This is a genomic window from Paenibacillus ehimensis NBRC 15659 (assembly GCF_004000785.1).
GTDB classification, from domain to species: Bacteria; Bacillota; Bacilli; order Paenibacillales; family NBRC-103111; genus Paenibacillus_G; species Paenibacillus_G ehimensis.
Genome location: NZ_BILX01000064.1, coordinates 16,108 through 39,334, shown reverse-complemented (window position 1 = coordinate 39,334; position 23,227 = coordinate 16,108). Strand labels below are relative to the sequence as shown.

The following is a 23,227-nucleotide window of genomic DNA, read 5'->3' as shown; positions in this document are numbered from 1 at the left end:
TTTATAGGGGCATAGTTTAAAGGTAGAACAGCGGTCTCCAAAACCGTTAGTGTGGGTTCAATTCCTGCTGCCCCTGCCAAATTATTTCACGCTGTGGCGGTCGTGGCGAAGTGGCTAACGCATCGGATTGTGGCTCCGACATTCGAGGGTTCGATTCCCTTCGATCGCCCCATTATACTTGCATTGGGGATTAGCCAAGCGGTAAGGCAACGGACTTTGACTCCGTCATGCCTAGGTTCGAATCCTAGATCCCCAGTTTATACGCGGAAGTGGCTCAGGGGTAGAGCATCGCCTTGCCAAGGCGAGGGTCGCGGGTTCGAATCCCGTCTTCCGCTCCATAAGGCGCCATAGCCAAGTGGTAAGGCAGAGCTCTGCAAAAGCTTTACCCCCAGTTCGAATCTGGGTGGCGCCTCCAAATTTCTTTTTCGCCGGAGTGGCGGAATCGGCAGACGCACAGGACTTAAAATCCTGCGGTAGGTGACTACCGTACCAGTTCAAGTCTGGTCTTCGGCACCACTCCAACAATTTAAAATGTGTGCCCTTAGCTCAGCCGGATAGAGCGTTTGACTACGAATCAAAAGGTCAGGAGTTCGAATCTCTTAGGGCACGCCACTTGCCGATGTGGCGGAATGGCAGACGCGCTCGACTCAAAATCGAGTCCGAAAGGGTGGAGGTTCGAGTCCTCTCATCGGTATAATAAGCCTTGAAGATCTTTTTTGATCTTTAGGGCTTATTTTATTTTGTATTGAACTTGTTATGCTCTTGGGGACTTATCGTATTCTCAACTTTTTTTGTCGATTCTTCACATGATGATATACAAATCGCGTAACTTTTAGTATCGTACTAAAAGAAGTACATATCCTAAATGTTGGAGGAACAGGTCATGACAAAGATCGAAGATGGGGCGGTTGTCTTGTTTCAAGGAGACAGCATTACGGATTGCGGAAGAAACAGAGAGACCGGGGCGGATTTAGGCCGGGGCTACGCTCTCATGGCTTCTGCGTTATTCGCCAGCAAATATCCTGAGAAACAAGTGCATTTCATCAACCGCGGAATCAGCGGCAATCGGGTGAAAGATTTGCAGCAGCGTTGGCAGGAAGATTGTCTCGATTTGAAGCCGACATGGGTTTCGATCTATATCGGTATTAACGATACGTGGCGGCGTTATGATCGCAACGACCCGACATCGGTGGAAGCGTTTGCGGAAGGTTACCGTGATCTGATTGTTCGTACCAAGGAGACGCTTGATGCAAAGCTAATTCTAGTCGAACCGTTTGTGCTGCCGGTGCCGGAAGACCGGAAACAATGGAGAGAGGATTTGGATCCGAAAATTAACGCCGTACGCGAGCTCGCTCGGGAATTTGAAGCGCTCTATGTGCCGTTAGACGGGTTGTTCGCGGCGGCAAGCACCAAGGCGCCGTCGGCTTATTGGGCGCCTGATGGAGTACATCCGTCTCCGGCAGGTCACGCGCTGATTGCCAACGCTTGGCTGGATGCCGTGCAAGCATAAATAATGTTACTGAGACAATCAAAGGGATGCCCTGCCAGGTGCGAGGGACGTCCCTTTTTAGGTTGAAGTGTTCAGATTGTTGAAGGCCTTGCGGACAGTTCGGCTCGATGTTTAAACAGCAGTTCAGATAAAAGTCACTCCAATTGCTTCGATACCCGCAAAAGCTCGGGCAAGGTAACGATCTTCAGGTTACGGGATTTTAAAGTCTGGATCACGGTCGGGAGCGCTTTGACGGTACCGTTCAAATCTTGTCCTGGCCCGCCACCGGAATGCTGCAAAATGATGGAACCTGGTTTCACATTCGTGAGAATATTCGAAGTTACTTTCTCTGGCCCGAGCTGCTTCCAATCAAGCGAATCGACATTCCAGTTCACAATGCGGTAACCGTGTTCCGATGCCCACAGCAGTTGGCTTTCGCTGATCTCGCCATAGGGCGGCCGCAGCAAGCGAGGGGAATATCCGATCAGCCTCTTTAAGGCTTGCTGTGTCTGAAGTACCTGCGACTGAAACAAATCGTCGGAAAGCTTAGTAAACAGCTTGTGACTGTACGAATGATTACCGATCACGTGGCCTTCGCGAACAATTCGCTTAACCATCTCCGGATGCTTCTCGGCTTGGGCGCCGACTAAGAAAAAAGTGGCGCGAACCTGATGCTTTTTCAATACATCCAAAACCTGCGGAGTAAATGTCGTATCGGGAGCATCGTCAAAAGTTAAGGCGACCTGCCCGGAGGCGGCGGACCCCCGCAGCAGCAGCAATTCCGGATATTTGCGCACGAGCTGGGACAAAGAGAGCCGCTGGCTCTGGCCGGATGTTTCTTTGGACGGTTTGGCGGGATGCGCCTTGGATTTAGGCTGCTTCTGCCTCTTGGACTCCGCCGATGGAACGACCGCCGGAGCAGGTGCCGGTGCCGGGGCAGGCGGTGCTGAAGGCGACGGGACCTGCTGCACGGATAAAGGAGCCGGAGGCCCGACCAGAGACAGCGGACTGCCAGTATCCGTTTCCGCTGCTTTAGCCGTGTTCTGAGGTGTGGCTTCGGTAGACCCGGTCCCCGGGGGCATAGCTTGCGGTGAATTTGCGGCGGGCGTACATGCCGTTAAAGCCAAGCATAAGGACAAACCGGACAAGGATAAACATTTTCCGATTCGAAGCGAGATGAACCGATGAGCGGATAATAGCAAAAAAGCCGCCGGCGTTCGCTTTTTCATGGGGCTTCGTCTCCTTTGGGCACAGGGTTGCGTTCCCTTAGTTTGGGATAAGGAGAGACGAATTATCCGCTCATGAAAATGATGCCACGAACGCCGCGGCCTTTCAGATGAAATTAACGAAATCAGGTAAGGAACAAGCCTTCCCAGATCATTTTGAAAGAGACGATAACGAAGGTGACGCGAAGTACCCAAAGTAGCTTTGTGCTGCTCAACCGACTGGCGACTTTCGCGCCGAGCCAGCCTCCGACAATCGCGCTGGGCGCCAAGCCCAGCACCATCCATAGATTCACTTCCCCTAAGCTAAAATGCGTGAAGCTGCCCATGAGGGAGGACAGCAGAATAACGAACATCGAGGTTGCTGTCGCTACATGGGGAGGATACCGAAAAAGCAGCACCATAGCCGGGACGAATAGAGAGCCGCCGCCGATCCCGAACAGGCCCGAAATGAATCCGACCAATAGTCCGATGATCAGGGCAGGCACTACGCTATAGCCGTAATGATATGTATTTCCACTGCCGTCCGTATACGTGCGTTGAATAGGCCAATTTACTTTCAATGGCTTCATGTAATCGCGCAGCACGAGCAATATGGCCATCAGCAGCATGAAGATGCCAAAGCTGAGCTGAAACGATTTGGCATGGACGAACTGCGTGGTATAGGAGCCGAGCATGGCCCCCGGACCGCATGTGATGAACAAAAGCCAGCCGCTCTTGAAATCGACTCTTTTCTGCTTGACGAAGGTCAGGGTCGAAGACAAGGCCGTGAAGATAAGGACGGCCAGCGAAGTGCCTACCGCCGTCGATACCGAAATCGTCTCTCCGACGAACATAGGGCCCAAGTAAACCAGTGCGGGCACAATAATAATACCGCCGCCGAGACCGACCAAGCTCCCGAAGGTGGCAGCGATCAGCCCGACAGCGGTATAAAATAAAATACTCATGCGCTAACCTTCTTCCGTGTCGAATAGTTACTTCATGGTAATCTTAACACAGGAAGAAAATAGGTCAATACCGGGTTATCCGATATCGTTAAGAATATTTTTATTAGGCAAGTAATGGATCGATTGAATGAACCGGATCGTTCTGGTTTTCGCCCGCATGACGATCGAATGAGTCTCAGCCCGGAGGTCCGGCAAATAGCGGACGCCGTTTAAAAATTCGCCGGGGGTAATGCCCGTTGCGGCAAAAATAACGTCATCCCGGCCGATCATATCCTCCATGGTTAAAACTTTGTGCGGGTCGGTAAGTCCCATGGCGATACAGCGGTCGTATTCCTCCTGATTGGAAGGCAGCAGCTTTCCTTGCAGCTCCCCGCCCAGACATTGCAGCGCCGCGGCTGCCAGCACGCCCTCGGGTGCGCCGCCCGAGCCTACATACATGTCGATGCCGGATTCGGATAACGCGGGAGCCATTGCCCCTGCGACATCGCCGTCGCTAAGAAATTTGATCCGTACGCCGACCCTGCGGAGGGTCTCGATTTGCTTACGGTGCCGGTCGCGGTCCAGGATCATAATCGTGAGATTGCTCAGCGGCTTATCCAAAATGTCAGCGGCCCGTTGAAGCGTCGTTTCCAGCGGATCCGTCAAGCTGAGCTTGCCGGCGAGAGCCGGTCCGACAGCCAGTTTTTCCATATACATATCCGGCGCATGCAGCAGATTGCCTTTATTGGCAATGGCGATGACGGCCAGCGCGTTGTTCAATCCTTTGGCAACCAGCTCTGTGCCTTCGAGCGGGTCGACGGCCACGTCCACCTCGGGACCTTGCCCGTTGCCTACTTGTTCGCCGATATACAGCATCGGCGCTTCGTCCATTTCTCCTTCTCCGATGACGACGGTCCCGCGGACGGAAACGGAATCGAACATGGCGCGCATGGCGGTCGTCGCCGCACCGTCGGCTTGAATCTTATCGCCCCGGCCCATCCATCTTGCCGCGGACAGCGCCGCCAGTTCCGTTACCCGGACGATCTCAAGTGCCAATTCCCTTTCCACCAGCTCAGCCCCCTATAAAATAAATGGTCACGTTACAACATATATAGTATAATTAATTAATAAATAATGCGCAATAAATACTTGGTCCAAATTGAGTAGTGCGCTAGATTTCGATTGGAATCATCGGATGAAAAACGGTTCTATGAGATTCGGACTATTTTTGGTACAATTGGATTGGAATGCGGCACAGCGATAAACCGCAAAGGCTGCTTTGAGTGAGGAGGGACCGGTCATCGAACTGACTGCGCGCCAACTGCAGATCGTAGAATTGGTTAAGGCACATGCGCCCATTACAGGCGAACAAATAGCGGAGATGTTAGGTCTAAGCCGCCCGACTCTCCGGTCGGATCTGGCCCTGCTTGTCATGCTCGGGCTTGTGGACGCCAAGCCGAAGGTGGGCTATACGCCGGGCTCGGCCATGACGCCGGGCTCTCAGGTATCCCGTAAGCTGCTGGGCATGAAGGTAAAGGATGTCCAATCGATCCCTGTCGTCGTCCGGGAAAATGCTTCCGTCAACGATGCCGTCGTGATGCTGTTTATGGAGAACGTCGGCAGCCTGATCGTTGTGGATGACGAGGCTTGCTTGTCCGGCGTCATTTCCCGTAAAGATTTGCTTAAATTCACGCTCGGCAATACGAATGCGGCTTCCATGCCGGTCAGCATGGTCATGACCCGCGAGCCGAACGTCATTCATGTCTCTCCCGACGAGTCGGTGATCGATGCGGCGCGGAAGATGATTCATCATCAGGTCGACAGCCTGCCTGTCGTCGTGGAGTCCAAAGCCTCCCAAGTGAGCGGAAGAGCCCGATGGGATGTTGTCGGACGGGTGACAAAAACGATTATGACGAATATTCTGGTCGATCTGGCGATGGACCGTTAGGGCATTCATGAACAAAGGAGAAGAAAACCGGATGAAGGAAGAGCAACAGTACGAGATCACGATATGCTCGGATTCCGTCGGGGAAACGGCGGAGGCGGTCGTTAGAGCGACTATCCGCCAGTTTGACGCCCACCAGGTGAGAACGAAGCGGATCGGCCATATAAAAACCGAGGATGAAATCCGTACCATTATGGAAGAGGCGGCGAAACGCGGCGGCTTTGTGGCGTATACGCTTGTACAGCCGGAGCTTCGGGAGATGATGAAGGAAGAGGCGGTCCGCCTCGGTGTCCGTGCGGTTGACATCATGGGACCGATGATGCAGGCGTTCATCGATACGTGGGGGGATGCGCCGAAGCGGAAACCGGGCTTGCTTCATCAGCTGGACGAGGATTATTTTCGCCGCGTAGAAGCGATCGAATTCGCCGTCAAATGCGACGACGGGCGCGATACGAGCGCTCTGCTGAAGGCGAATCTCGTCTTGATCGGGGTCTCGCGGACGTCCAAGACGCCGCTCAGTATTTTTTTGGCACATAAAGGGATAAAAGTATCCAATCTGCCGCTCGTGCCGGAGGTGAAACCGCCCAAGGAGCTGTTTCTGGTGCCAGGCAACCGGATTGTCGGCTTGACGATGGATGCAGACAAGCTGTACAAGATTCGGACAGAGCGGCTGAAAGCGGTCGGTTTGCCGTTCGGGGCGAAATACGCCGCGATCGAGCGAATCGACGAAGAGCTCCGCTACGCGCAAGCGTTAATGAAACAGCTGGGATGCTTAGTGATCAACGTAACGGATAAAGCAATTGAAGAAACGGCCGGCATTATTATGGGGTACTTGAATTGATGGAAGACGAGGCTTGGACCGACGGGTTCGGGCCCTTTTTGCCTTTATGAAATAAAAAAGCCTTCCCCGGAAAACCGGAACGCCCGCAGCATGCGTATTCTCAAGTAGACATAAGCGAAAGGTGGCTGGGTAATGAAACCGAAACGGGTATGGACGAGTTGGCTTTCCGGTGTACCGTACGGAAAAAGGCTAGTCAAGCTCCACCGCTCGAACGCATGGCTGCTGGCGCTGCTTGCGGTGACCGGGATATTGCTGTTTGCGGAGCCGGTACGTGCACTGGGAGCAGTTCGTGTGTGGCTGAAGGAAGGACATCTGTGGATCGGCGCGGCCTCGATTGCGGTGGCCGCTCTATACTTGCCGCTGCTCCCACGGCATTGGAAGCAGCTGCGGACGAAACCGGCGCAGCGTTGGAATCTGGGACTCGTTCTGTTTCTGCTCGCGGGTTGGAGTGTCACCGGCGTGCTGCTCTGGCTGGTGCGAAGCTTGCCCTCCGGCTGGGGCAACGCCGCACTGCTGCTTCACGATCTGTTCACGTGGGGCGGAGTTCCTTACGCCATCTACCATTCGATCACCCGCAGCCGATGGGTTAAAGCAGGCCAAAGCCGGCCGGAAGACCGCAGGGAAGAAGAGTCGGGAGAAGCCGGGGACGTACCCCCGTCCGAGCCTGGACGAATCGTACAGATGCTCAGGAACGCTCCGATCTCCAGAGCAACGTTCCTTCGTACGACGGCTGGTCTGCTTCTGGTGTTCGGCCTGGGGCCCTCGTTTTACCGGTGGCTGATGACCGCTTCCGATGCGGGAGGCGCGGAGCTTGAGCAGTTGGCCCGGGAGGATGCGAACCGGATGCTGCCGCCGCCGGTACCTTCTGCGGAATCCAATCCTCCGCTCGGCGGAGGCGCCCAAGGGCAGTTTCGGGTGTATACGGTGACGCCGATCCCTGCTTTTGCGAGCGAGGATTGGAGGTTTGCCCTAACCGGTCTTGTCGATCGGGAATATGCGTGGAACTGGGGACAGTTTCTGGAGCTGAAACGGACGGTTCAGGTTAGCGATTTTCACTGCGTGACGGGCTGGTCGGTGTACAAGGTCACTTGGGAGGGGATCCCGCTTAAGGAGCTGCTGGAGCTGGCCAGGGTAAAGAACGAGGCGAAGTTCGTCAAATTTTATTCCGGGGACCGCGTATACACGGACTGCCTGTCGATAGAGCAGGCGCGGATGGATGACGTTATGGTGGCGGTCTTGATGGACGGAAAGCCGATTCCCCAGCAGCTGGGCGGACCGGTGCGGCTGGTCGTTCCTCAAATGTATGCGTATAAATCGGTAAAGTGGCTCCAAGGCATCGAGCTCATCGATAAGGAGCATATCGGGTACTGGGAGCTGCGGGGGTACGATAACGACGCCTGGGCGCCTAAGGGAAGAGTGTACGAAAGGAAGGATTGAAGGCGATGGAGCGGTACGGCGGGCAAAGGCAGGCCATGACGGGCGTAATCTTGGCAGGCGGGCAAAATCGGCGGATGGGCGGACAAAGCAAAGCGCTGCTTATGTATGAAGGCGCTACGTTTTTGGCCCGGCAGTTGGACGAGCTTGGTAGCTTGTGCTCGGAGCTGCTTGTCGTGACGCAGGAACCGGAACGGTACGAGGCTGTCGTTCACGCGTTTTCTGGTAAGTCTCCGGTGCGGATCATTCCCGACCTGCAGCCGGGCCGGGGGCCGCTTGCGGGATTTCAGGCCGCGATGAGAGCTGGGTTATACGAGGAGCTGTGGATTGCCGGCTGCGATATGCCATGGGTCGATGCCGAAGCGGCGAAGGCTCTTTCGGAGCTGCGGACCGGCGTTGGCGCAGATGCCGCCGTGGCGAAGATCGACGGAAGGGTGCATCCGCTGCACGGCGTGTACCTCAAGAGCTGTCTTCCCGAGGTGGAGCGGCTGTTGGCCGAGAACGATCTGCGGTTAATGGGCCTGTTGGATTCGGTTGCTCTGCAGATAGCGGACGGATCGTTCCTGGAGCGGAGGGGAATCTCAACGGAATTTGTCCGGAATATTAACAACCCGGACGACTATGAGAGACTCACCGGCAAGCGGCCTTAGGCTTTGCTTTTTTGTTTATGGAAGACGGGCCAATTTTGTGACATAATGATGGGTATAACCTAGAATGGGGGCATGCAGGATGTCACAGGTATTGAAGGATCGGTTTGGGCGCATTCATGACTATCTTCGAATTTCCGTGACGGACCGGTGCAATTTGCGCTGTGTATACTGTATGCCGGAAGAAGGCGTGGAATTCGAGCCGGAGGAAAAGCTCTTGACGTTCGAGGAGATCGCCGAAGTGGTACGGGTGCTTGCCGGGTACGGAGTTCGCAAGCTGCGTCTGACCGGAGGCGAGCCGCTCGTACGCAAAAACTTGGATCAACTCGTGCGGATGCTGAGCGCGATAGATGGCATTGAAGATATCGCTTTGACGACGAATGCGATCCATTTCGCTTCGCGGGCCGAAAAGCTGCGCGAAGCCGGGCTTACAAGAATTAACGTCAGCCTCGACTCCTTGCGGGCGGACCGGTTTTCCCTCATTACGCGCGGAGGCGATTTGTCGCGCGTGCTGGCGAGTCTGGAAGCGGCCTACCGGGTCGGACTCGACCCGATCAAGCTGAACGTCGTGCTGATGAAAGGTATGAATGACGACGAAATCGAAGATTTTCTCAAGCTGACGCTGGAGCGCAGCCTGAACGTGCGCTTTATTGAATATATGCCGATCGGACACGACGATGACGGCTGGAAAACGAAATATATTCCGCTAAACACGGTGCTGGAACGCTGCGAGCAAAGAGGATGGCCGGTGGAGACGCTGGAGCGGTCGGTTCGGGGAAACGGGCCTTCGCAAGATTTCCGGATCGCCGGAGCGGCCGGGACGTTCGGGCTAATACATCCGGTCAGCGACCATTTCTGCGAGACGTGCAACCGGTTGCGTCTTACGGCGGACGGCAATATCAAGCCTTGCTTGTACTGGTCCGACGAGTTCAACGTACGCCGTTATATCGGCAACGATCAGGCGCTGGCCGAGCTGTTCTTCCGGGCCCTGGACGTGAAGCCGGAAAGCCATGAAATGGCTAAAGCGCTTCTGAGCGAGCAGCAGAGTCATACGCCTACCGTCCGGCGCATGTCACAGATCGGGGGTTGAAGCGTGAACGACTTGAAATTCGGTCGGCAGGCGATCAGCCTTGAAGAGGCACAGCGCCGCGTTCTCGGGCATGTCCGCCTTCAGGAGACGGAAAAGGTACCGCTATTCGAGGCTTACGGCAGGCGGCTGGCGGAAAACATTTGCGCCGGCAGCCCGCTGCCGCATTTTCGCCGATCGGGTGTCGACGGTTATGCTGTGCGTGCAGCGGATACGACGGGAGCCTCCCTTGCGGAGGCGGTCTGCTTGGAGGTAGTGGAAACGGTTCCGTGCGGCTTGGTTCCGGCGAAGACGATCGGCCCGGGCCAAGCGGCCAGAATTATGACCGGCGCTGCCGTTCCGGAGGGGGCGGATGCGGTTGTAATGCTGGAGATGACCAATGCGGTCCATCAGGAGACCGGTCTTGGCGGCATGGTGGCGGTCCACAAAGCGATGAATCCCGGCGACAATGTGACTCCGGTAGGAGAAGAAGCGGCGGCAGGGGAACAGCTTCTGCGGAAGGGCTGCATCATCGGGCCGGGGGAAGCGGCCGTGCTGGCTGCCTTCGGCCATAGCCTTGTGAAGGTGTATAAGCGGCCGAGGGTAGCGATCTTCTCTACCGGCTCCGAACTGCTTCCTGTGGACGCGCCGCTCGCGCCGGGTAAAATCCGGGGCAGCAACGGCTATATGCTGGCCTGTCAGGTGCAGCAGGCGGGGGGCGTGCCGCTGCTGATGCCCTTTCTTCCCGACGATGCCGGCCGGGTGGAACGGGAACTGCTGGCCGCTGCGGAGCAGGCGGATCTGTGGATGACGACCGGAGGCGTGTCGGTAGGGGACAAGGACGTTCTGGCCGAGCTGTTCGGCCGGTGGGACGGCGAGCTGCTTTTTAACAAGATTGCGATGCGTCCGGGCAGTCCGACGTCGGTCGGGTTGTGGCGGGGCAAGCCGTTGTTCGCTTTGTCCGGCAATCCGGGAGCTTGTTATGTAGGATTCGAACTGCTCGTACGCCCATATCTGCGTGCCTCGCAAGGCGCCTCTGACCCGTTGCTCTCCGGGGCGATAGCGGTCCTCGATACCGATTACGGGAAAGGATCGGCTTATCCCCGATATATTCGCGGGGCGTCGCGCGTGGAACAGGGGACGGTCTTTGTGAGGCCCGCCGGTCGCGACAAATCCAGCATCATGGTTTCCATCAAAGAGACCGACTGCTTCATTTGTCTTCCGGCGGGCGGGCGGGGAGCCCGGCGAGGCGAGTTGGTGCGGGTTTTGACGATCGGAGATTAAGGTGAAAAACCCCCTGCCAGGGCTAGGTCCCAGACAGGGGGTTAGTGCATTAGATGATAAATGCACGGGAAACGATGACGAGCAGAATGAACAGCACCAGAATTACACCAGTGGAAGTAAAGCCGAATCCGCCAACGTGGCTCATGTGACATCCCCCTTTCAGAAGGCATGTTAAATGATATGACCGAATGCCGGATGCTGATTGGACGTATGCCCGATTATTTAACGAAAATACAGCTGTATGCGAGCAGGAGACAGTGCCCTGAACGTAATGCGAATCAAAGGTGAGTAAGCGCCCCATTTTCCATCATGACATCCTGGCTCACGGCTGAAACGAATTAAAAGTTTTTAGGTAGAATTTATTGGGAAATTGGGCTACAATGGCCGAGACAAGGTGCGAAAGGCATAAGAAGCGCCGATAACCGGAGAACCGGATGAAGTCCCGGGTCTCTGTACAAAACCGGAAAGGAAGGATACGCGTGAACCAACAGTTGGAGATTCGCAATATTCCGAATGTGCAATTTATGGACAGCCTGCAAATGTCAGCATTCGCCTTTCAATATGAGCTTGATCCCGTAAAAGTGGAGAAGGCGATGGCGCTTCTCGATTCGAACCAGATGTGGGGAGCTTATGTGGATGATACGCTCGCGGCGAAAATGACGATTTTGGATTTGCAGACCTGGATTCAAGGCAAGGCGTTCGATATGGGCGGAATCGCAGGCGTCGTCACATGGCCGGAATATCGGCGGGGCGGTCTGGTGGCCAAGCTGCTATTGCACGGACTGCGGGTGATGCGGGAGAAGGGCCAGACGGTGTCGTTCCTTCATCCTTTTCAATTCTCGTTCTACCGTAAGTATGGGTGGGAGACATACGCAGAGTATAAATCGTATGAAATTTCCGTCCAGCAGCTTCCAAGGCTGGGCCCGCAGCCGGGGCGGATCGTTCGGACCGGCCACGATATCAACCTGTTGAACGGTATTTACGAGGCTTACGCCAGCAGGTACAACGGGACGCTTATTCGAAACGAGTCTTGGTGGCAGCACCGCATTTTCGGCAATATGCAAGGAACGGTAGCCGTATATTTTGATACGGAGGATCAGCCTGCGGGCTACGTCTATTATCAGGTGAAGGACAATATCCTGAAAGTTCACGAGCTGGTCTATCTGCATCACGGGGCTTGCCGGGCCTTATGGCGCTTCTTGGCCGACCACGACTCGATGCTGGAGAAGCTGGTGATGAAGGCGCCCGCGAACGACAAGCTGCCGTTCTTGCTCGACAATCCCCGGATCAAGCAAGAGATCGTGCCTTATTTCATGGCGCGGATTGTGGATGTAGCCGGCTTTTTGACCAAGTATCCGTTCGCATCGGGGGCGGAATGGTCGCTGCAGCTGGAAGTAAAGGACGAGCAGGCGGAATGGAACAACGGCTGGTTCCTGCTGCAGGTGGACGAGTCGGGGACGGCGCGTGTAGAGCCTATCCTAAACGCTTCGCCGGAGCTTCCGGCCGCCAGCTGCACGATCCAGACGCTTGCCGCCATGCTGACGGGCTACCAACGCCCATCCTTTTTGATGGACATCGGCAGGCTGACCGGCACGACGGAGGTATGCGAGTCGCTGGAGCGGCTCATTCCCGCACGTCAACCGTATTTGCCCGACTTTTTCTAGACGTCTTTCCAACCGACTACTTTCAAGCCCCTTCGAGGATTCCGTTCGAAGCGGGCTTTTTTGCTGTGAGTGCGCGTATTTTCTGCCAAGCGGGCTTATTCCTTGCAATGCTATGCCATGCAATGGAAACATCGCCAGCAATGCAAAGAACGCTAGCACCTGATTTATTCATCCCATCCAGGGTTTCCTATTCCGATGAGGCGGGGGTTCCTCTTGTCCAAGGCCGGGCGGGGTACTGGACTTAGGTCCAGTTCCAAAAACCGCCGCAGGTCCGTTTTGGGAAATGGCGGATTCACCTAGAATAAAGACATAAGCAAAACGACAACAAAAACGAAAGGCGGTGAGTCAATCCATGAAAATGAACCGGCATACCGGACTCGCATTCCTGCTGATTTTCTTCGGAGCGCTGATCCTGAGCCACAAGCTTGGCTTTCACCTCGGGCACCATATCATGAGCTTCTTGTTCCCGGCGGCAATGGTAGGGCTCGGATTCGTAGGACTGAAAAACGGAAAAACGATCATCGGGTGGGGGCTGATCATCCTTGGCGGCCTGTTTCTCTTCGGTAAACTGTCCGGCTTGTTCGCCATCCTGATCGCCATCGGCTTGATCTGCTACGGCATCTCGCTTCTGCGTAACAAATCGGTATATTAAATCAAACAAACGACGGATTGAAATTCGGAGAAAAGGTGGTTGAGCAAAGCATGAGTTTAGGGAAAAGATTCCGGGACATTACGGTTGCGCACTTCAACGAAATGCTGGAAAACGCGGAAGACCCGGTTCGCCTGATCGATAAATATCTTGCGTCCCAGTCGGAGCAAATCCGCGAGTCCGAACGGCTGCTGCAGCAGTGCCTGTCTCACGCCGCTTCGCTTCGCCAGCAGTACGTATCGGCGGAGCAGCTCAAGGAGCGCCGCGAGCAGCAAGCGATGTTGGCGTTGAGAGCCGGCGAGGAAGAAGTGGCGCGCATCGCGCTTCAAGAAAAAATGCAGCAGGAAGAAAAAGCGGCGCAGTACCGGGCGCTGTACGATCAAAGCAAGCTGGGGATCGTCGAGCTGGAGGAGCAGCTTCAACAGCTTAAAGCCGATTTCGACCACATCGCTTCGAAACGCACCTACTACATCGCACGGCTGGAGTCTGTAAGGCTGCAGCAGCGGATGAACGAAAGATTGCGTTCGATGGGAGCAGGTCCGAATCCGCGGATCTTTGACCGGCTGGACGAGCGGGTCTCCGATATGGAATTGACCGCGCGAACCTTGCGTGAAGTGAGAGGTCAAGTCCGTGAAGCCTGGTCTGCCGTAGGCAGCGCGGCATCGCAGGCACTGGAGCAGGAGCTGGCCAAGCTGCGGACGAAACTGAAACAGGAGGGCTGGGATAAATCATGAGCAAACTGTACCGTTCCCGTTCCGATCGCAAAATAACCGGCCTGTGCGGCGGTCTCGCGGAATCGATGAACGTCGACGCCACACTGCTTCGTCTGATCGTGGTGGTAACGGCTTTCTTTTCCGGAGGTGTCGTGATTCCGCTGTACTTCCTGGCGGCGTTAGTCATCCCAAGCGAGCCTTGGACCGGCGGACCTCACGGCTACGGACCGTCCTACAGCGGCGACGGTTGCGGACACCCTGGCGGCAACTACCCCAACTGGAGAGAGTGGAGACGCGCCGAGAAGCATTACCGCAGAGCGCAAAGACATGGCTGGGCCCCGCCGCACGAAGGCAACCGCTATGAAGGCGAATATGCGGCTTCCTCGAATCCGGGCGGTACCGCCGGCAGCGATCTGGACGATATGATGAAGGACATCGAGAAAAAAGCGATGTGGAAAGAAATCGAAGAACTGCGCAGCAAAGTGGCGCAATACGAAAAAAACCAAAATCAAAAACCATCTAAAGGAGATGTATAACAATGGGAGTATTTTCTAGAATTAAAGACATGACGAAGGCTTCGCTGCATGAGCTGCTTGACAAGGTTGAAGATCCGATCATCATGCTGAATCAATATTTGCGCGACATGGAAGAAGAAATCGCTCAAGCCGAAGTGACGGTTGCCCGTCAAATCGCCAGCGAGCGCAAGCTGAAAGAGCGTTTGGAAGAAGCGGTCCGTCTGACGGCGCAGTACGAAGGACAGGCGAAGGAAGCGCTGAAGAACGATCAGGAAGCGACGGCGCGCCAAGCTCTGGAGCAAAAGCTGTACTACGAGGGCAAAATCGCCGAGTATACGGAAATGCACGAGCAGGCCAAGGCGCAAGCGGCCGAGCTGGTTCAGCAGCTGCATGAAATGAAAGACGCGTTCTACCAAATGCGCAACAAACGCAGCGAGCTGATCTCCCGCGCTCAATTGGCGAAGGCGAAAAAGCAAATGGCCGAAGTGACGGCGAACAACGTGATCGAAGGCGGCAATGCCGTGAAAGGCTTCCGTCGCATGGAAGAGAAGATCATGTCGCTGGAAGTCGAAGCGGAAATCGCGCGCAAGCCTTATGTTGGCGGCGGCTATGCGGGTTCGGTGTACAGCAGCGCCGTGTCGGCCGACCCGGCGAAGCAGCAAAAAATCGACGATCAGCTGCAGCTTCTGAAAGAAAAGATGTCCAGCGAGCAAGGGAAATAATCTTCACGAAAAAGCTGTTGGAGCAAAAGCTGCACTTGTGATATGCTATGTAAGGCAAAAGCCATGGACGTCCTTCCGTAAGGCGCTGTGGCTTTTGCCGGATCAGCGAGAATTTACCGGGAAAGGGGGCGACACGGATGAACCGCAAACGAAACCGCAACATCGCGCTGGTCTTGATCGGCGCAGGGCTTTTCCTTCTGGCGGACAATCATCTCGGATTTTTCACCGTGCTTGCCCTCTTCTTGCTTTTGCTGGGGGTCTACAAGGTACGTTCGGGCGCCGAGCGCAAAGGCTACATCATGATGGTGATCGGCCTGCTGCTGCTCGCAGGGGGCAATTTTACGCTGATTCTGGCCATTATCCTCATTTCGCTCGGCTTCTTCTATAATAAATCGCGTAAAATTCACCGCAGTGAGCACCATTACCGCAAGCAAAGCGTCATCGACAGCATCCGGTGGGGACGGGAGCCTTGGGTTCTGCGCAACATGTCGATCTGGAACGTGCTGGGGGAGCTGCAGATGGATTTGACCTACGCGATCCACGAACAGAAGGAGACGACGATTATTTTGCAAGGGGTCATCGCCGATATCGATCTGATCGTTCCGGAGGATGTGGGACTGTCGGTCACGGCTTCCGTCTTGTTCGGGCAAACGAGCATCGGGTATGACAAAGAGGCCGGCGTGCTGAACAAGATGGTATGGCAGTCGCCCAATTACTGGACGGCGGACCGTCAGGTGAAGCTGGAGATTTCGTATATCGTAGCCGATATTGATATTAAAATCGTTTGATGCACGGAGGACGGCAGGAATGGACGGACATGACAAGCGGTTAACCAACATGATATGGCGAAGCATGGCGGAGTCGATCGGGCTCAGCCTTGTTTTGTTTGCTGTGATCGTCTATTTCCTGCAGTCGAACGGCTACTTGAACGGTTTCGAAACGTGGCAGGAAGGCGTGCGCATGAGCCTGACGCTGATTGCGATCGTTGCAGCGGTCGGCGGCTCGTACGGCTTGTGGTACAGCAGCCGGATGAAGCACCGGCTGGAGACGCTGCGCGAGGTGATGCTGTCGCTGGAGAAGGGCAACCTGAGCCGTTCGGTGCCGCCGCTTGGCGAGGATGAGATCGGCCGGCTGGGCGATCAGTTGAATGCGATCACCAAAAAATGGGAAGAACAGGTTTCCTCGCTGCAGCGCCTGTCCAGCAATAATGCCCAGCTGGCGCAAAAAGCGAAATATTCGGCCATCGTGGAAGAGCGGCAGCGGCTGGCAAGGGAGCTGCACGATGCGGTGAGCCAGCAGCTCTTCGCGATCTCGATGACGGCGACGGCCGTCGGCCGGACGTTGGACAAGGATTTCGAGAAAGCGCAGCGGCAAATTTTCCTTATTGAGGAGATGGCCTCGGTAGCACAGTCGGAGATGCGCGCTCTGCTGCTCCATCTGCGTCCCGTGCATCTGGAGGGCAAGCGTCTGGCCGATGGCTTGATCGAGCTGGTGCAGGAGCTGTCTTCGAAAGTGCCGATGCAGATCGACTGCGAGCTGACCGAAGACATCAAGCTGCCGAACGGGATTGAGGACCACCTGTTCCGTATCGTGCAGGAGGCGTTGTCCAATGCGCTCCGTCACTCGAAAGCGACAAAGCTGGAGGTGAAGCTGACCCAGCCGTCAAGCGATGCGGTGCGGCTGCTCATTCGGGATAACGGCGTCGGCTTCGAGCTGGATATGAAAAAACAGGCTTCGTACGGGCTGGTGACGATGCGGGAGCGGGTGAACGAAATCGGCGGCTCCCTCAATCTGATCACGGCCCCGGGCAAAGGAACGCGGATTGAGATTCGCATTCCGATTATGGCGGAAGGAGGACTTGAGATTGGAAGAGACGACGATTAAAGTGCTGCTGGTCGACGATCATGAAATGGTTCGGATCGGTCTTGCCGCCGTGCTGAGCACGGAGGACGATATCGAGGTGGTCGGCGAAGCGAGCGGAGGACAGGAAGGCATCCGGCTGGCGTTGGAATACAAGCCGGACGTTGTGCTGATGGATTTGGTCATGGAGGGCATGGACGGCATCGAGACAACCAGGCGTCTGCTGCAGCAGCACCCGGAATGCAAGGTGATCGTGCTGACCAGCTTTATCGACGACGAGAAAATTTACCCGGTGATCGAAGCGGGAGCGTTCAGCTACTTGCTCAAAACGTCGCGTGCCGCCGAAATCGCCCAAGCGATCCGCTCGGCCGTCAAAGGCCAGTCGGTGCTGGAATCCCAAGTCGCTTCCAAGCTGATGAATCGCTTCCGCGGGCCGAAGCAGGCTGCACAGCCGCATGAAGAATTGACCGAACGCGAGATGGAGGTGCTCCGGCTCATTGCCGCAGGCAAGTCCAATCAGGACGTGGCCGACGAGCTGTTTATCGGGGTCAAGACGGTCAAGTTTCACGTCACCAACATTTTGGCCAAGCTTGGGGTGGAGGACCGCACGCAGGCCGCCATTTATGCGTACAAGAACGGTTTGGTAGAGTAGGATAAGAGGCAGTAAAGCTCTCAAGAGGGGCCCGTAGAAGTCGGGATTCCTTTTGGGAGCTTTTTTGCTTGGGGCCAGATGTGCCGGAATTGCAGAGCTTGGCCGTCGAATGCGGCACGAATCGACAGGCGTGTCGTATTTTGGAGCGTGCCACGGGCATTCAATTTTAAAGTTTTCTTAATAAATGTGAGTTTTGACACGTTTCATGCGTCTATATAGATGTAGATGTTCCAAGTCGAGGAATCCGTTCTGTTTGTCGAATTATAGGGCTAGTAAAATATATACAACGGATCGTGGACATCAAGGAGAGGAGATGAGAGCCGGATGAACGGATTAGCCGTTGGAAACCGGAATGAAACCAGCATTCCATTAACGTTCGGGGAAAAGACGGAGCTGTTAAAGCGGTACGAAGTGTATTGCTATCAGGTTGCTTTTTATTTATTGCAGCAGGAGGCGGGAGCGCGCCTCGCGGCCGAGGAAGCGCTGCTCGCCTTATACAAGCTGGACGGATTCTTTGCTCTGCCGGAGCACGAGCGCAAGGAAAAAGTGAAGGCTGCCGCCATCCGGCACGCGTTGGCGGTGCGAAGCGGACGCCAGTCTTCTTGATGTGCGAACGAAGCTTCTTAATAAAGAACGTTCATAAGAATGCCGGTGATCGGGGGAACAGGCCAATAGCTGTGCGGCCTTTTGCCCGGCAATGCGGTATAGTGGCCGAAGGCGCGGGCATCCGGATCGTGCCGCTCCAACAGGTCGGCCGGAGGGATGGCATGCAGATCGGCCGCCGCTTGCGTCAGGCGCAATATCCAACCGTTGATGCCCTCAAGCACGGCATTCGCATGCTTTTCCCCGCTGTCGAGCTGCGTCTGCAGCTTATGCTCGTCCAAGCTTAAGGTACCGTCGGCCTGCGGGACGACTCCCAATCGGTCAAGCTCTTCCCGGGCAGGGGCGCCGATCCCCTGTTTTCTCCACGCGGGCCGCAGAAGAACACCCGCTTCGGTCAATGCGGACGCCAGCTCGTTATAGCCGCCGACAAGCCCTTCCACCAGCCGGAGCGATACGCCGCTGCTTTGCAGGGCGGCTTTGGCGTTCTCTGCCGTTTGTTTCAAGGCGCCTGCCGCCGTGACGATGGTTCTGGCATCTCCCGCCGCCCTTTCGGCAAAGCGGTCGAATGCATAGGAGGGTTGTCCGGTTCCTTTCTGCGGTCGTCCGCGGTAACGTTTGCCTGCCAAGTCTTCTTGTCTTCTGTGCCGGTCTTCCAAGGCAAACCACTGCTTATGAATTTGATACGAACGAATCACGCTCTGAACCGGAGCGATCATGCCCGATCACCTCACTGTCAATGGAACATTTTTCTTACATTATAGCGGAAGACGTTCCGTCCGTAAACGGATACATGCTTGACAGGCTGCAAAAGGATGCAGTATGATGATTTATCAACCAAAACCTGTCAAAGGAGCTCGCGTCAGCACATGAATTGGGTTCAATGGATTGTCATAGCGGCCGTTTTGCTTGTCAGCGTGCTGTTTATGGTGTTTGTCGGCAAAAAATACAAAAAGTAACCGGCATGCTTTTTTTCTTGCCTCGCACTCATTTCTCCTTAACGTTCCGCCACCGCCTGTCATACGATAAAGTACTTAAACTTTATGCGCAGAAAGGCGGTTTTAGCCATGCTCCGCAAACGCATTCCCCGGCAGGACGACGGCTTGATATACGGATTGGTGGAAAAGCTGCTCCTTCCCTTTGCGCGGCAGACGGTACCCCATCTTCGCTTAAGCCGTACGGATATTCTCAAACGGCTCAAATCCTGCGTCACTTACGTAGATACCGCGGCAGGCCGGCTGCCTGTCGGATTTATTGCGATGCGGGTGGAGCGAGATAAGCGCCTGTCTGTCGATATGCTGGCGGTCAACCCGAAGTTTCAGGGCCGCGGCATCGGTACGCGCTTGATGCGTCAGGCGGAGCGTACGGCTGGAGAGCGGGGATGCCGCGAAGTGGTTCTATGGGTGGACGAAGCGAATACGCAGGCACAGGCTTTTTATGTACGGAAAGGCTACGATACGGTCCACTACGACGCGAGGCTTCGCTGCTATATGATGATGAAGCGGCTCGGTTAATCGCAGATGCTCCCAAAACCAAGGCTCCCCCGCGACGGCGGCGAAAGCCTTGGTTTGCTGCTTTGTGCAGGTGCTATTGGAACGCGTTAGCTGGGCACGATCAAGGCCCCGACACTGGCGACATCCAGTTCAAAGGGGCCGCCAAACAGTTCGGAATCCGGATAAGGTTCGGGGAATTCTTCGTTTGTGGCGGTTGTTCTCAGTTTATCGGATTTTTTCGCTTGGGAGCGGGCTTTTCCCAGACTGCTGCTGTTTGCTCCGCTTCGCTTGCTTTTGGCGGGCGCGCTGGAATTGGATTGAATGCCGGCCGTCGCTTCGTTCAAGTAGAGCTTTCCTTTGTCCAACCGGCTGAGCGTGCCGACAAGCTCCGTACCGTCCTTCAATATAATGAAAACCGGTTGGCCATAATAAGGCCTGCACTGTTCTTCGTTAATCGGATGAATCGGTCTCACGAGAGGTCACCTCCGAATTTGATTTCTACACTTCAGACTATGCGGCATTTGTGCCGGTTGTACTAGACGAATGTCCCGTATGCGCACGCCTATTTTCCATGTACGCGCTTGCATTCGACAGAGTATTGAATCTCTCGGCGGTTTTCGATATGCTAAAGGGGTAAAGGGAACGGACAGGAAACAATTGCCGTTCCTTATCTCCTATTCTCTATAGAAAGAACGAGGATCTGAAGCCATGACGAGTGCCGTGTTTTTGATTTTCGGAGCGACCGGGGACTTGGCCCGGCGCAAGTTATTCCCGGCGTTTTACAGCCTGTATCGTGAGCGCAAGCTGGGCGACCGATTTGCGGTAATCGGCCTCGCGCGGCGTTCGCGCACGAACGAGCAGTTCCGCGACGACGTTCACGAATCGATTCAGGAATTCGCACGCTACAACGTGACGAAGGACGAGCAGTGGGATGCGTTTGCCGAGCATTTTGAATACATGTCGCTGGACATCAATAACGTTGACGGCTTCCGCCAGCTCCGCGAGCTGACCGACCGGCTCGACGTCAAATTCGACGTCGGCGGCAACCGGTTGTTTTACTTGGCCTTGGCGCCGGAGCTGTTCGGCAATGTGTCGCACAATCTAAAGGCGGGCGGACTGTTGGAAGGGGCCGGCTGGCACCGGCTTGTGATCGAGAAGCCGTTCGGCTACGACCTTCCGTCCGCTGAGAAGCTGAACGCGGAAATCCGCCAGGTGTTCGAGGAGCAGGACATTTACCGCATCGACCATTACCTGGGCAAGGAAATGGTGCAGAACATCAACGTTGTCCGGTTCGCGAACGCCTTTTTCGAGCCGCTTTGGAACAATAAGTACATATCCAACATTCAAATCACGCTGAGCGAAACCGTAGGTGTGGAGGAACGCGGAGGCTATTACGAGCATTCGGGCGCGCTGCGCGACATGGGACAAAACCATATGCTGCAGATGCTGGCCATCATGGCGATGGAGCCCCCGAGCCGGATGCATCCGGAGGATATCCGCGACGAGAAGGTGAAGGTGTTCCGCAGTCTGCGCGGCTTCCAGACGGCGGCGGAGGTGCGGGCCAATACGGTGCGCGGACAGTATGTCGCCGGCAATATTAAAGGCGAGCAGGTGCGCGGCTACCGCGACGAGGACAAGGTCAATCCGGAGTCGACGACGGAGACGTATTTTGCCGCCCGCGTATTCGTGGACAACTTCCGTTGGGCCGGCGTCCCCTTCTATATCCGTACGGGAAAACGATTGCCGGTGAAAACAACGGAAGTCGTCGTGGAGTTTAAGAATGTGCCGAACAATGTTTACTTGTCGCGCAAGCATAAGCTGGAGCCGAACCTGCTCGTGTTCCGCGTCAATCCGATGGAAGGCATTTATTTCAAAATGAACGCCAAGCAGCCGGGTTCGGAAGGAATGATCGTTCCGGTCGCGATGGATTTTTGCCAGAGCTGCCAGGTCGGGCTGAACACGCCCGAAGCGTACGAGCGGCTGCTCTACGACGCCGCCCGCGGGGATTCCACGTACTTTACCCGCTGGGACGAGGTTGCGCTGGCTTGGAAATATGTCGACAAAATCGCCTCCGCCTGGGGCGAGCGTACGGACGATTTGCATCTGTACGCGGCAGGCACTTGGGGACCGGAGCAGGGGCATCAGCTCGTTGCCGAAGACGGCTTCCGCTGGTGGCCGGTGAACGGGCAGGACGAAGGCGAAGTCACTTGGGGACATACCCAAATGTAATAGTTAGTCGAAAGTAACCTAAAGAGCAGATCCGGTTATGCCGGGTGCTGCTCTTTTTTGCTGGCGCATGTTGCGTCTTTTTTCACCTCTTGAAATATGGTATGATGGAGTGTACAGTGCCGGCTAACGCAAGGGGGATCTTTACATGTCCAGACGCGCTTTTATACGCTGGATGCTCGGACTTCTGGTCATGATCGGAGCGGCGCTCGCAGGACTGATCAAGCTGCTGCAGCTATCGGTCGAGCGGCAAACGGGCAGCGGGGCACAGGAGCCGGGCGGCGTCGCACTGCAAAAGACGGAATCGGGTCTGAATCCCGATCCGGCAACAGGGAATGCGGCAGCGCCGTTGTTCTCGTTCATGATTCTCAGCGATTTGCACGTGTCGCCTGACGATCCGGGCACGGTCCGGCATTTGAAGCAAGCGCTTGACGATATAAAGCAGTTCGAATCGCCGGTCGAGGCGCTGGTGCTGACGGGCGACGTGACCGACTACGGGCGGGAGAGGGATTACAAAGAGCTGAAAAAAACATTGTCCGCTTACAAGCTGCCTCCGGTTTACGCCAATATGGGCAACCACGATTATTATGACATCTGGATCGACCGGAAAGGGGCTTTCAATAAAGACACGATGCCTAACGGCAAAACGGACTGGCAATCGCGCGAGCGGTTCCAGAAGTTTTTCGGATTGTCGAAGCCTTATCACGACGCGTGGGAGAAAGGGTACCACTTGATCCTGCTGTCGCAGGAGGCCTACGTGCAGGAGAAGCCCGAGGTAGGCGAAGGGGCATGGTATTCCGACGAGCAATTGGATTGGCTGAAGGAACGGCTGGCTTCGCATAAGGACGGCAAGCCCGTTTTCATCATGACCCATCAGCCGCTGCCGCCTGCCGGACAAGACGGGGGGACGCACCAATTGATTCCGGCGAAAACATTCCGCGAGATTTTGAAGCCTTACAAAAACGTGTTCGTGTTCTGCGGACACCGGCATCAAGATTTTCAAGGCACGGTGGAGCATTATGTCAAAGAAAGCTTTCATTATTTTCACAACTCCTCGGTCGGACGCGTGCTCAACCGCAGCTATCAAAATGCGGCCAAGGAGAAAGCGCAAGGATTGTATGTGCAGGTATACCGGGACAAAGTGACGCTGCGCGGCCGGGCGTTCGAATCTGGAACGTGGCTGAAGGAAGCCGACTGGACCGTCAAGCTGACCTAGAGACCCAAGGTGAAAACATAGCGGAGCGGGGGGAACCGTTCAGGTTCAGACTTTGCAAAGCT

The 23,227-nt window shown here is 55.5% G+C and carries 25 protein-coding genes and 8 tRNA genes; 27 read left to right on the top strand and 6 right to left on the bottom strand.

The window, feature by feature from the left end; translation table 11 throughout:
• The first annotated feature begins 5 nt into the window (after nucleotides 1-5).
• The 9 genes from PEH01S_RS26590 to PEH01S_RS26550 all read left to right on the top strand — a co-directional run bounded on the left by PEH01S_RS26590 (nucleotide 6) and on the right by PEH01S_RS26550 (nucleotide 1,510).
• A tRNA-Trp gene (locus tag PEH01S_RS26590) sits at nucleotides 6-79 on the top strand.
• A gap of 17 nt (nucleotides 80-96) precedes the next feature.
• A tRNA-His gene (locus PEH01S_RS26585) sits at nucleotides 97-172 on the top strand.
• Between the two features lie 12 nt (nucleotides 173-184).
• Nucleotides 185-256: transfer RNA gene (locus PEH01S_RS26580), tRNA-Gln, on the top strand.
• Nucleotides 257-263: 7 nt separating this feature from the next.
• Nucleotides 264-338, top strand: a tRNA-Gly gene (locus PEH01S_RS26575).
• Nucleotides 339-341: 3 nt separating this feature from the next.
• A tRNA-Cys gene (locus PEH01S_RS26570) sits at nucleotides 342-415 on the top strand.
• Between the two features lie 12 nt (nucleotides 416-427).
• Nucleotides 428-516, top strand: a tRNA-Leu gene (locus tag PEH01S_RS26565).
• A 19-nt stretch (nucleotides 517-535) separates the two neighbouring features.
• Nucleotides 536-612 (top strand) — tRNA-Arg (locus tag PEH01S_RS26560).
• A gap of 3 nt (nucleotides 613-615) precedes the next feature.
• A tRNA-Leu gene (locus PEH01S_RS26555) sits at nucleotides 616-694 on the top strand.
• A gap of 189 nt (nucleotides 695-883) precedes the next feature.
• Complete coding sequence (locus PEH01S_RS26550; RefSeq protein WP_025847327.1) at nucleotides 884-1,510, top strand: SGNH/GDSL hydrolase family protein; 627 nt, start codon at nucleotides 884-886, stop codon at nucleotides 1,508-1,510.
• A 134-nt stretch (nucleotides 1,511-1,644) separates the two neighbouring features.
• Here the strand turns inward: PEH01S_RS26550 and PEH01S_RS26545 are convergent, their stop codons facing one another.
• The 3 genes from PEH01S_RS26545 to glpX form a co-directional block, all read right to left on the bottom strand.
• Complete coding sequence (locus PEH01S_RS26545; protein WP_025847325.1) at nucleotides 1,645-2,718, bottom strand: polysaccharide deacetylase family protein; 1,074 nt, start codon at nucleotides 2,716-2,718, stop codon at nucleotides 1,645-1,647.
• Nucleotides 2,719-2,840: 122 nt separating this feature from the next.
• Complete coding sequence (locus PEH01S_RS26540; protein WP_025847323.1) at nucleotides 2,841-3,659, bottom strand: sulfite exporter TauE/SafE family protein; 819 nt, start codon at nucleotides 3,657-3,659, stop codon at nucleotides 2,841-2,843.
• 75 nt (nucleotides 3,660-3,734) lie between these two features.
• Entirely contained in the window at nucleotides 3,735-4,706 is a 972-nt protein-coding gene (gene glpX / locus PEH01S_RS26535; protein ID WP_025847322.1) for a class II fructose-bisphosphatase, read from the bottom strand.
• A gap of 211 nt (nucleotides 4,707-4,917) precedes the next feature.
• Here glpX and PEH01S_RS26530 point away from each other — a divergent pair, with 211 nt between their 5' ends.
• From PEH01S_RS26530 to PEH01S_RS26505, 6 genes are all read left to right on the top strand, one after another.
• Nucleotides 4,918-5,586, top strand: a complete 669-nt coding sequence (locus tag PEH01S_RS26530; protein WP_246063071.1) for a helix-turn-helix transcriptional regulator — start codon at nucleotides 4,918-4,920, stop codon at nucleotides 5,584-5,586.
• Between the two features lie 31 nt (nucleotides 5,587-5,617).
• Complete coding sequence (locus PEH01S_RS26525; RefSeq protein ID WP_025847317.1) at nucleotides 5,618-6,424, top strand: pyruvate, water dikinase regulatory protein; 807 nt, start codon at nucleotides 5,618-5,620, stop codon at nucleotides 6,422-6,424.
• Nucleotides 6,425-6,556: 132 nt separating this feature from the next.
• A complete protein-coding gene (locus PEH01S_RS26520) occupies nucleotides 6,557-7,861 on the top strand; it encodes a molybdopterin-dependent oxidoreductase (RefSeq protein WP_127489065.1) in 1,305 nt (434 codons plus the stop codon).
• 5 nt (nucleotides 7,862-7,866) lie between these two features.
• Nucleotides 7,867-8,508, top strand: a complete 642-nt coding sequence (gene mobA, locus PEH01S_RS26515; protein ID WP_127489063.1) for a molybdenum cofactor guanylyltransferase — start codon at nucleotides 7,867-7,869, stop codon at nucleotides 8,506-8,508.
• Between the two features lie 79 nt (nucleotides 8,509-8,587).
• Nucleotides 8,588-9,595 carry a GTP 3',8-cyclase MoaA gene (moaA, locus tag PEH01S_RS26510; protein ID WP_127489061.1) on the top strand — a complete coding sequence of 336 codons (1,008 nt, stop codon included), beginning with the start codon at nucleotides 8,588-8,590 and terminating at the stop codon, nucleotides 9,593-9,595.
• A gap of 3 nt (nucleotides 9,596-9,598) precedes the next feature.
• Nucleotides 9,599-10,855 (top strand): molybdopterin molybdotransferase MoeA, encoded by a 1,257-nt coding sequence (locus tag PEH01S_RS26505; RefSeq protein WP_127489060.1) that lies wholly within the window; start codon nucleotides 9,599-9,601, stop codon nucleotides 10,853-10,855.
• Nucleotides 10,856-10,904: 49 nt separating this feature from the next.
• Here PEH01S_RS26505 and PEH01S_RS26500 read toward each other — a convergent pair whose 3' ends face one another.
• Nucleotides 10,905-11,000, bottom strand: a complete 96-nt coding sequence (locus PEH01S_RS26500) for a hypothetical protein (RefSeq protein ID WP_025847309.1) — start codon at nucleotides 10,998-11,000, stop codon at nucleotides 10,905-10,907.
• A gap of 334 nt (nucleotides 11,001-11,334) precedes the next feature.
• Between PEH01S_RS26500 and PEH01S_RS26495 the strand changes: the two genes are divergently transcribed.
• The 9 genes from PEH01S_RS26495 (at nucleotide 11,335) to PEH01S_RS26455 (ending at nucleotide 18,236) form a co-directional block, all read left to right on the top strand.
• Entirely contained in the window at nucleotides 11,335-12,519 is a 1,185-nt protein-coding gene (locus tag PEH01S_RS26495; protein WP_127489058.1) for a GNAT family N-acetyltransferase, read from the top strand.
• Between the two features lie 352 nt (nucleotides 12,520-12,871).
• Nucleotides 12,872-13,171, top strand: a complete 300-nt coding sequence (locus PEH01S_RS26490; protein ID WP_025847307.1) for a hypothetical protein — start codon at nucleotides 12,872-12,874, stop codon at nucleotides 13,169-13,171.
• A 50-nt stretch (nucleotides 13,172-13,221) separates the two neighbouring features.
• Entirely contained in the window at nucleotides 13,222-13,902 is a 681-nt protein-coding gene (locus PEH01S_RS26485) for a PspA/IM30 family protein (protein ID WP_025847305.1), read from the top strand.
• Nucleotides 13,899-14,417: a PspC domain-containing protein gene (locus PEH01S_RS26480; protein ID WP_025847304.1), complete on the top strand. Its 519-nt coding sequence runs from the start codon at nucleotides 13,899-13,901 to the stop codon at nucleotides 14,415-14,417. Before PEH01S_RS26485 ends, PEH01S_RS26480 begins: the two co-directional genes overlap by 4 nt.
• Nucleotides 14,418-14,419: 2 nt before the next feature.
• Entirely contained in the window at nucleotides 14,420-15,118 is a 699-nt protein-coding gene (locus PEH01S_RS26475; RefSeq protein WP_025847302.1) for a PspA/IM30 family protein, read from the top strand.
• 137 nt (nucleotides 15,119-15,255) lie between these two features.
• Nucleotides 15,256-15,906 (top strand): cell wall-active antibiotics response protein LiaF, encoded by a 651-nt coding sequence (liaF, locus tag PEH01S_RS26470; RefSeq protein WP_025847300.1) that lies wholly within the window; start codon nucleotides 15,256-15,258, stop codon nucleotides 15,904-15,906.
• Between the two features lie 19 nt (nucleotides 15,907-15,925).
• The gene (locus PEH01S_RS26465) at nucleotides 15,926-17,002 is read left to right on the top strand and encodes a sensor histidine kinase (protein WP_025847299.1); all 1,077 of its coding nucleotides are present in this window, start codon (nucleotides 15,926-15,928) and stop codon (nucleotides 17,000-17,002) included.
• Nucleotides 16,983-17,630, top strand: a complete 648-nt coding sequence (locus PEH01S_RS26460) for a response regulator (protein ID WP_025847297.1) — start codon at nucleotides 16,983-16,985, stop codon at nucleotides 17,628-17,630. Before PEH01S_RS26465 ends, PEH01S_RS26460 begins: the two co-directional genes overlap by 20 nt.
• A gap of 324 nt (nucleotides 17,631-17,954) precedes the next feature.
• Nucleotides 17,955-18,236, top strand: coding sequence for a hypothetical protein (locus PEH01S_RS26455; protein WP_025847296.1), 282 nt, complete (start codon nucleotides 17,955-17,957; stop codon nucleotides 18,234-18,236).
• Between the two features lie 17 nt (nucleotides 18,237-18,253).
• Here PEH01S_RS26455 and PEH01S_RS26450 read toward each other — a convergent pair whose 3' ends face one another.
• Complete coding sequence (locus PEH01S_RS26450; RefSeq protein ID WP_025847294.1) at nucleotides 18,254-18,949, bottom strand: hypothetical protein; 696 nt, start codon at nucleotides 18,947-18,949, stop codon at nucleotides 18,254-18,256.
• A 348-nt stretch (nucleotides 18,950-19,297) separates the two neighbouring features.
• Here PEH01S_RS26450 and PEH01S_RS26445 point away from each other — a divergent pair, with 348 nt between their 5' ends.
• The gene (locus PEH01S_RS26445) at nucleotides 19,298-19,744 is read left to right on the top strand and encodes a GNAT family N-acetyltransferase (protein ID WP_025847291.1); all 447 of its coding nucleotides are present in this window, start codon (nucleotides 19,298-19,300) and stop codon (nucleotides 19,742-19,744) included.
• Nucleotides 19,745-19,830: 86 nt separating this feature from the next.
• Here PEH01S_RS26445 and PEH01S_RS26440 read toward each other — a convergent pair whose 3' ends face one another.
• The gene (locus PEH01S_RS26440; RefSeq protein WP_025847289.1) at nucleotides 19,831-20,196 is read right to left on the bottom strand and encodes a hypothetical protein; all 366 of its coding nucleotides are present in this window, start codon (nucleotides 20,194-20,196) and stop codon (nucleotides 19,831-19,833) included.
• 235 nt (nucleotides 20,197-20,431) lie between these two features.
• Between PEH01S_RS26440 and zwf the strand changes: the two genes are divergently transcribed.
• Nucleotides 20,432-21,952, top strand: a complete 1,521-nt coding sequence (zwf, locus tag PEH01S_RS26435) for a glucose-6-phosphate dehydrogenase (RefSeq protein ID WP_025847287.1) — start codon at nucleotides 20,432-20,434, stop codon at nucleotides 21,950-21,952.
• A gap of 145 nt (nucleotides 21,953-22,097) precedes the next feature.
• Complete coding sequence (locus PEH01S_RS26430; protein WP_025847285.1) at nucleotides 22,098-23,165, top strand: metallophosphoesterase family protein; 1,068 nt, start codon at nucleotides 22,098-22,100, stop codon at nucleotides 23,163-23,165.
• The last annotated feature ends 62 nt before the right edge of the window (nucleotides 23,166-23,227 follow it).

Bases quoted from the DNA above. Each gene is read 5' to 3' on its own strand.
- PEH01S_RS26480 (WP_025847304.1), top strand. From the start codon at position 13,899: ATGAGCAAACTGTACCGTTCCCGTTCCGATCGCAAAATAACCGGCCTG.
- PEH01S_RS26430 (WP_025847285.1), top strand. From the start codon at position 22,098: ATGTCCAGACGCGCTTTTATACGCTGGATGCTCGGACTTCTGGTCATG.
- PEH01S_RS26500 (WP_025847309.1), bottom strand. From the start codon at position 11,000: ATGAGCCACGTTGGCGGATTCGGCTTTACTTCCACTGGTGTAATTCTG.
- PEH01S_RS26445 (WP_025847291.1), top strand. From the start codon at position 19,298: ATGCTCCGCAAACGCATTCCCCGGCAGGACGACGGCTTGATATACGGA.
- PEH01S_RS26475 (WP_025847302.1), top strand. From the start codon at position 14,420: ATGGGAGTATTTTCTAGAATTAAAGACATGACGAAGGCTTCGCTGCAT.
- PEH01S_RS26465 (WP_025847299.1), top strand. From the start codon at position 15,926: ATGGACGGACATGACAAGCGGTTAACCAACATGATATGGCGAAGCATG.
- liaF (WP_025847300.1), top strand. From the start codon at position 15,256: ATGAACCGCAAACGAAACCGCAACATCGCGCTGGTCTTGATCGGCGCA.
- PEH01S_RS26545 (WP_025847325.1), bottom strand. From the start codon at position 2,718: ATGAAAAAGCGAACGCCGGCGGCTTTTTTGCTATTATCCGCTCATCGG.
- zwf (WP_025847287.1), top strand. From the start codon at position 20,432: ATGACGAGTGCCGTGTTTTTGATTTTCGGAGCGACCGGGGACTTGGCC.
- PEH01S_RS26450 (WP_025847294.1), bottom strand. From the start codon at position 18,949: ATGATCGCTCCGGTTCAGAGCGTGATTCGTTCGTATCAAATTCATAAG.
- PEH01S_RS26490 (WP_025847307.1), top strand. From the start codon at position 12,872: ATGAAAATGAACCGGCATACCGGACTCGCATTCCTGCTGATTTTCTTC.
- PEH01S_RS26540 (WP_025847323.1), bottom strand. From the start codon at position 3,659: ATGAGTATTTTATTTTATACCGCTGTCGGGCTGATCGCTGCCACCTTC.
- moaA (WP_127489061.1), top strand. From the start codon at position 8,588: ATGTCACAGGTATTGAAGGATCGGTTTGGGCGCATTCATGACTATCTT.
- PEH01S_RS26485 (WP_025847305.1), top strand. From the start codon at position 13,222: ATGAGTTTAGGGAAAAGATTCCGGGACATTACGGTTGCGCACTTCAAC.
- PEH01S_RS26455 (WP_025847296.1), top strand. From the start codon at position 17,955: ATGAACGGATTAGCCGTTGGAAACCGGAATGAAACCAGCATTCCATTA.
- PEH01S_RS26520 (WP_127489065.1), top strand. From the start codon at position 6,557: ATGAAACCGAAACGGGTATGGACGAGTTGGCTTTCCGGTGTACCGTAC.
- PEH01S_RS26525 (WP_025847317.1), top strand. From the start codon at position 5,618: ATGAAGGAAGAGCAACAGTACGAGATCACGATATGCTCGGATTCCGTC.
- mobA (WP_127489063.1), top strand. From the start codon at position 7,867: ATGGAGCGGTACGGCGGGCAAAGGCAGGCCATGACGGGCGTAATCTTG.
- PEH01S_RS26550 (WP_025847327.1), top strand. From the start codon at position 884: ATGACAAAGATCGAAGATGGGGCGGTTGTCTTGTTTCAAGGAGACAGC.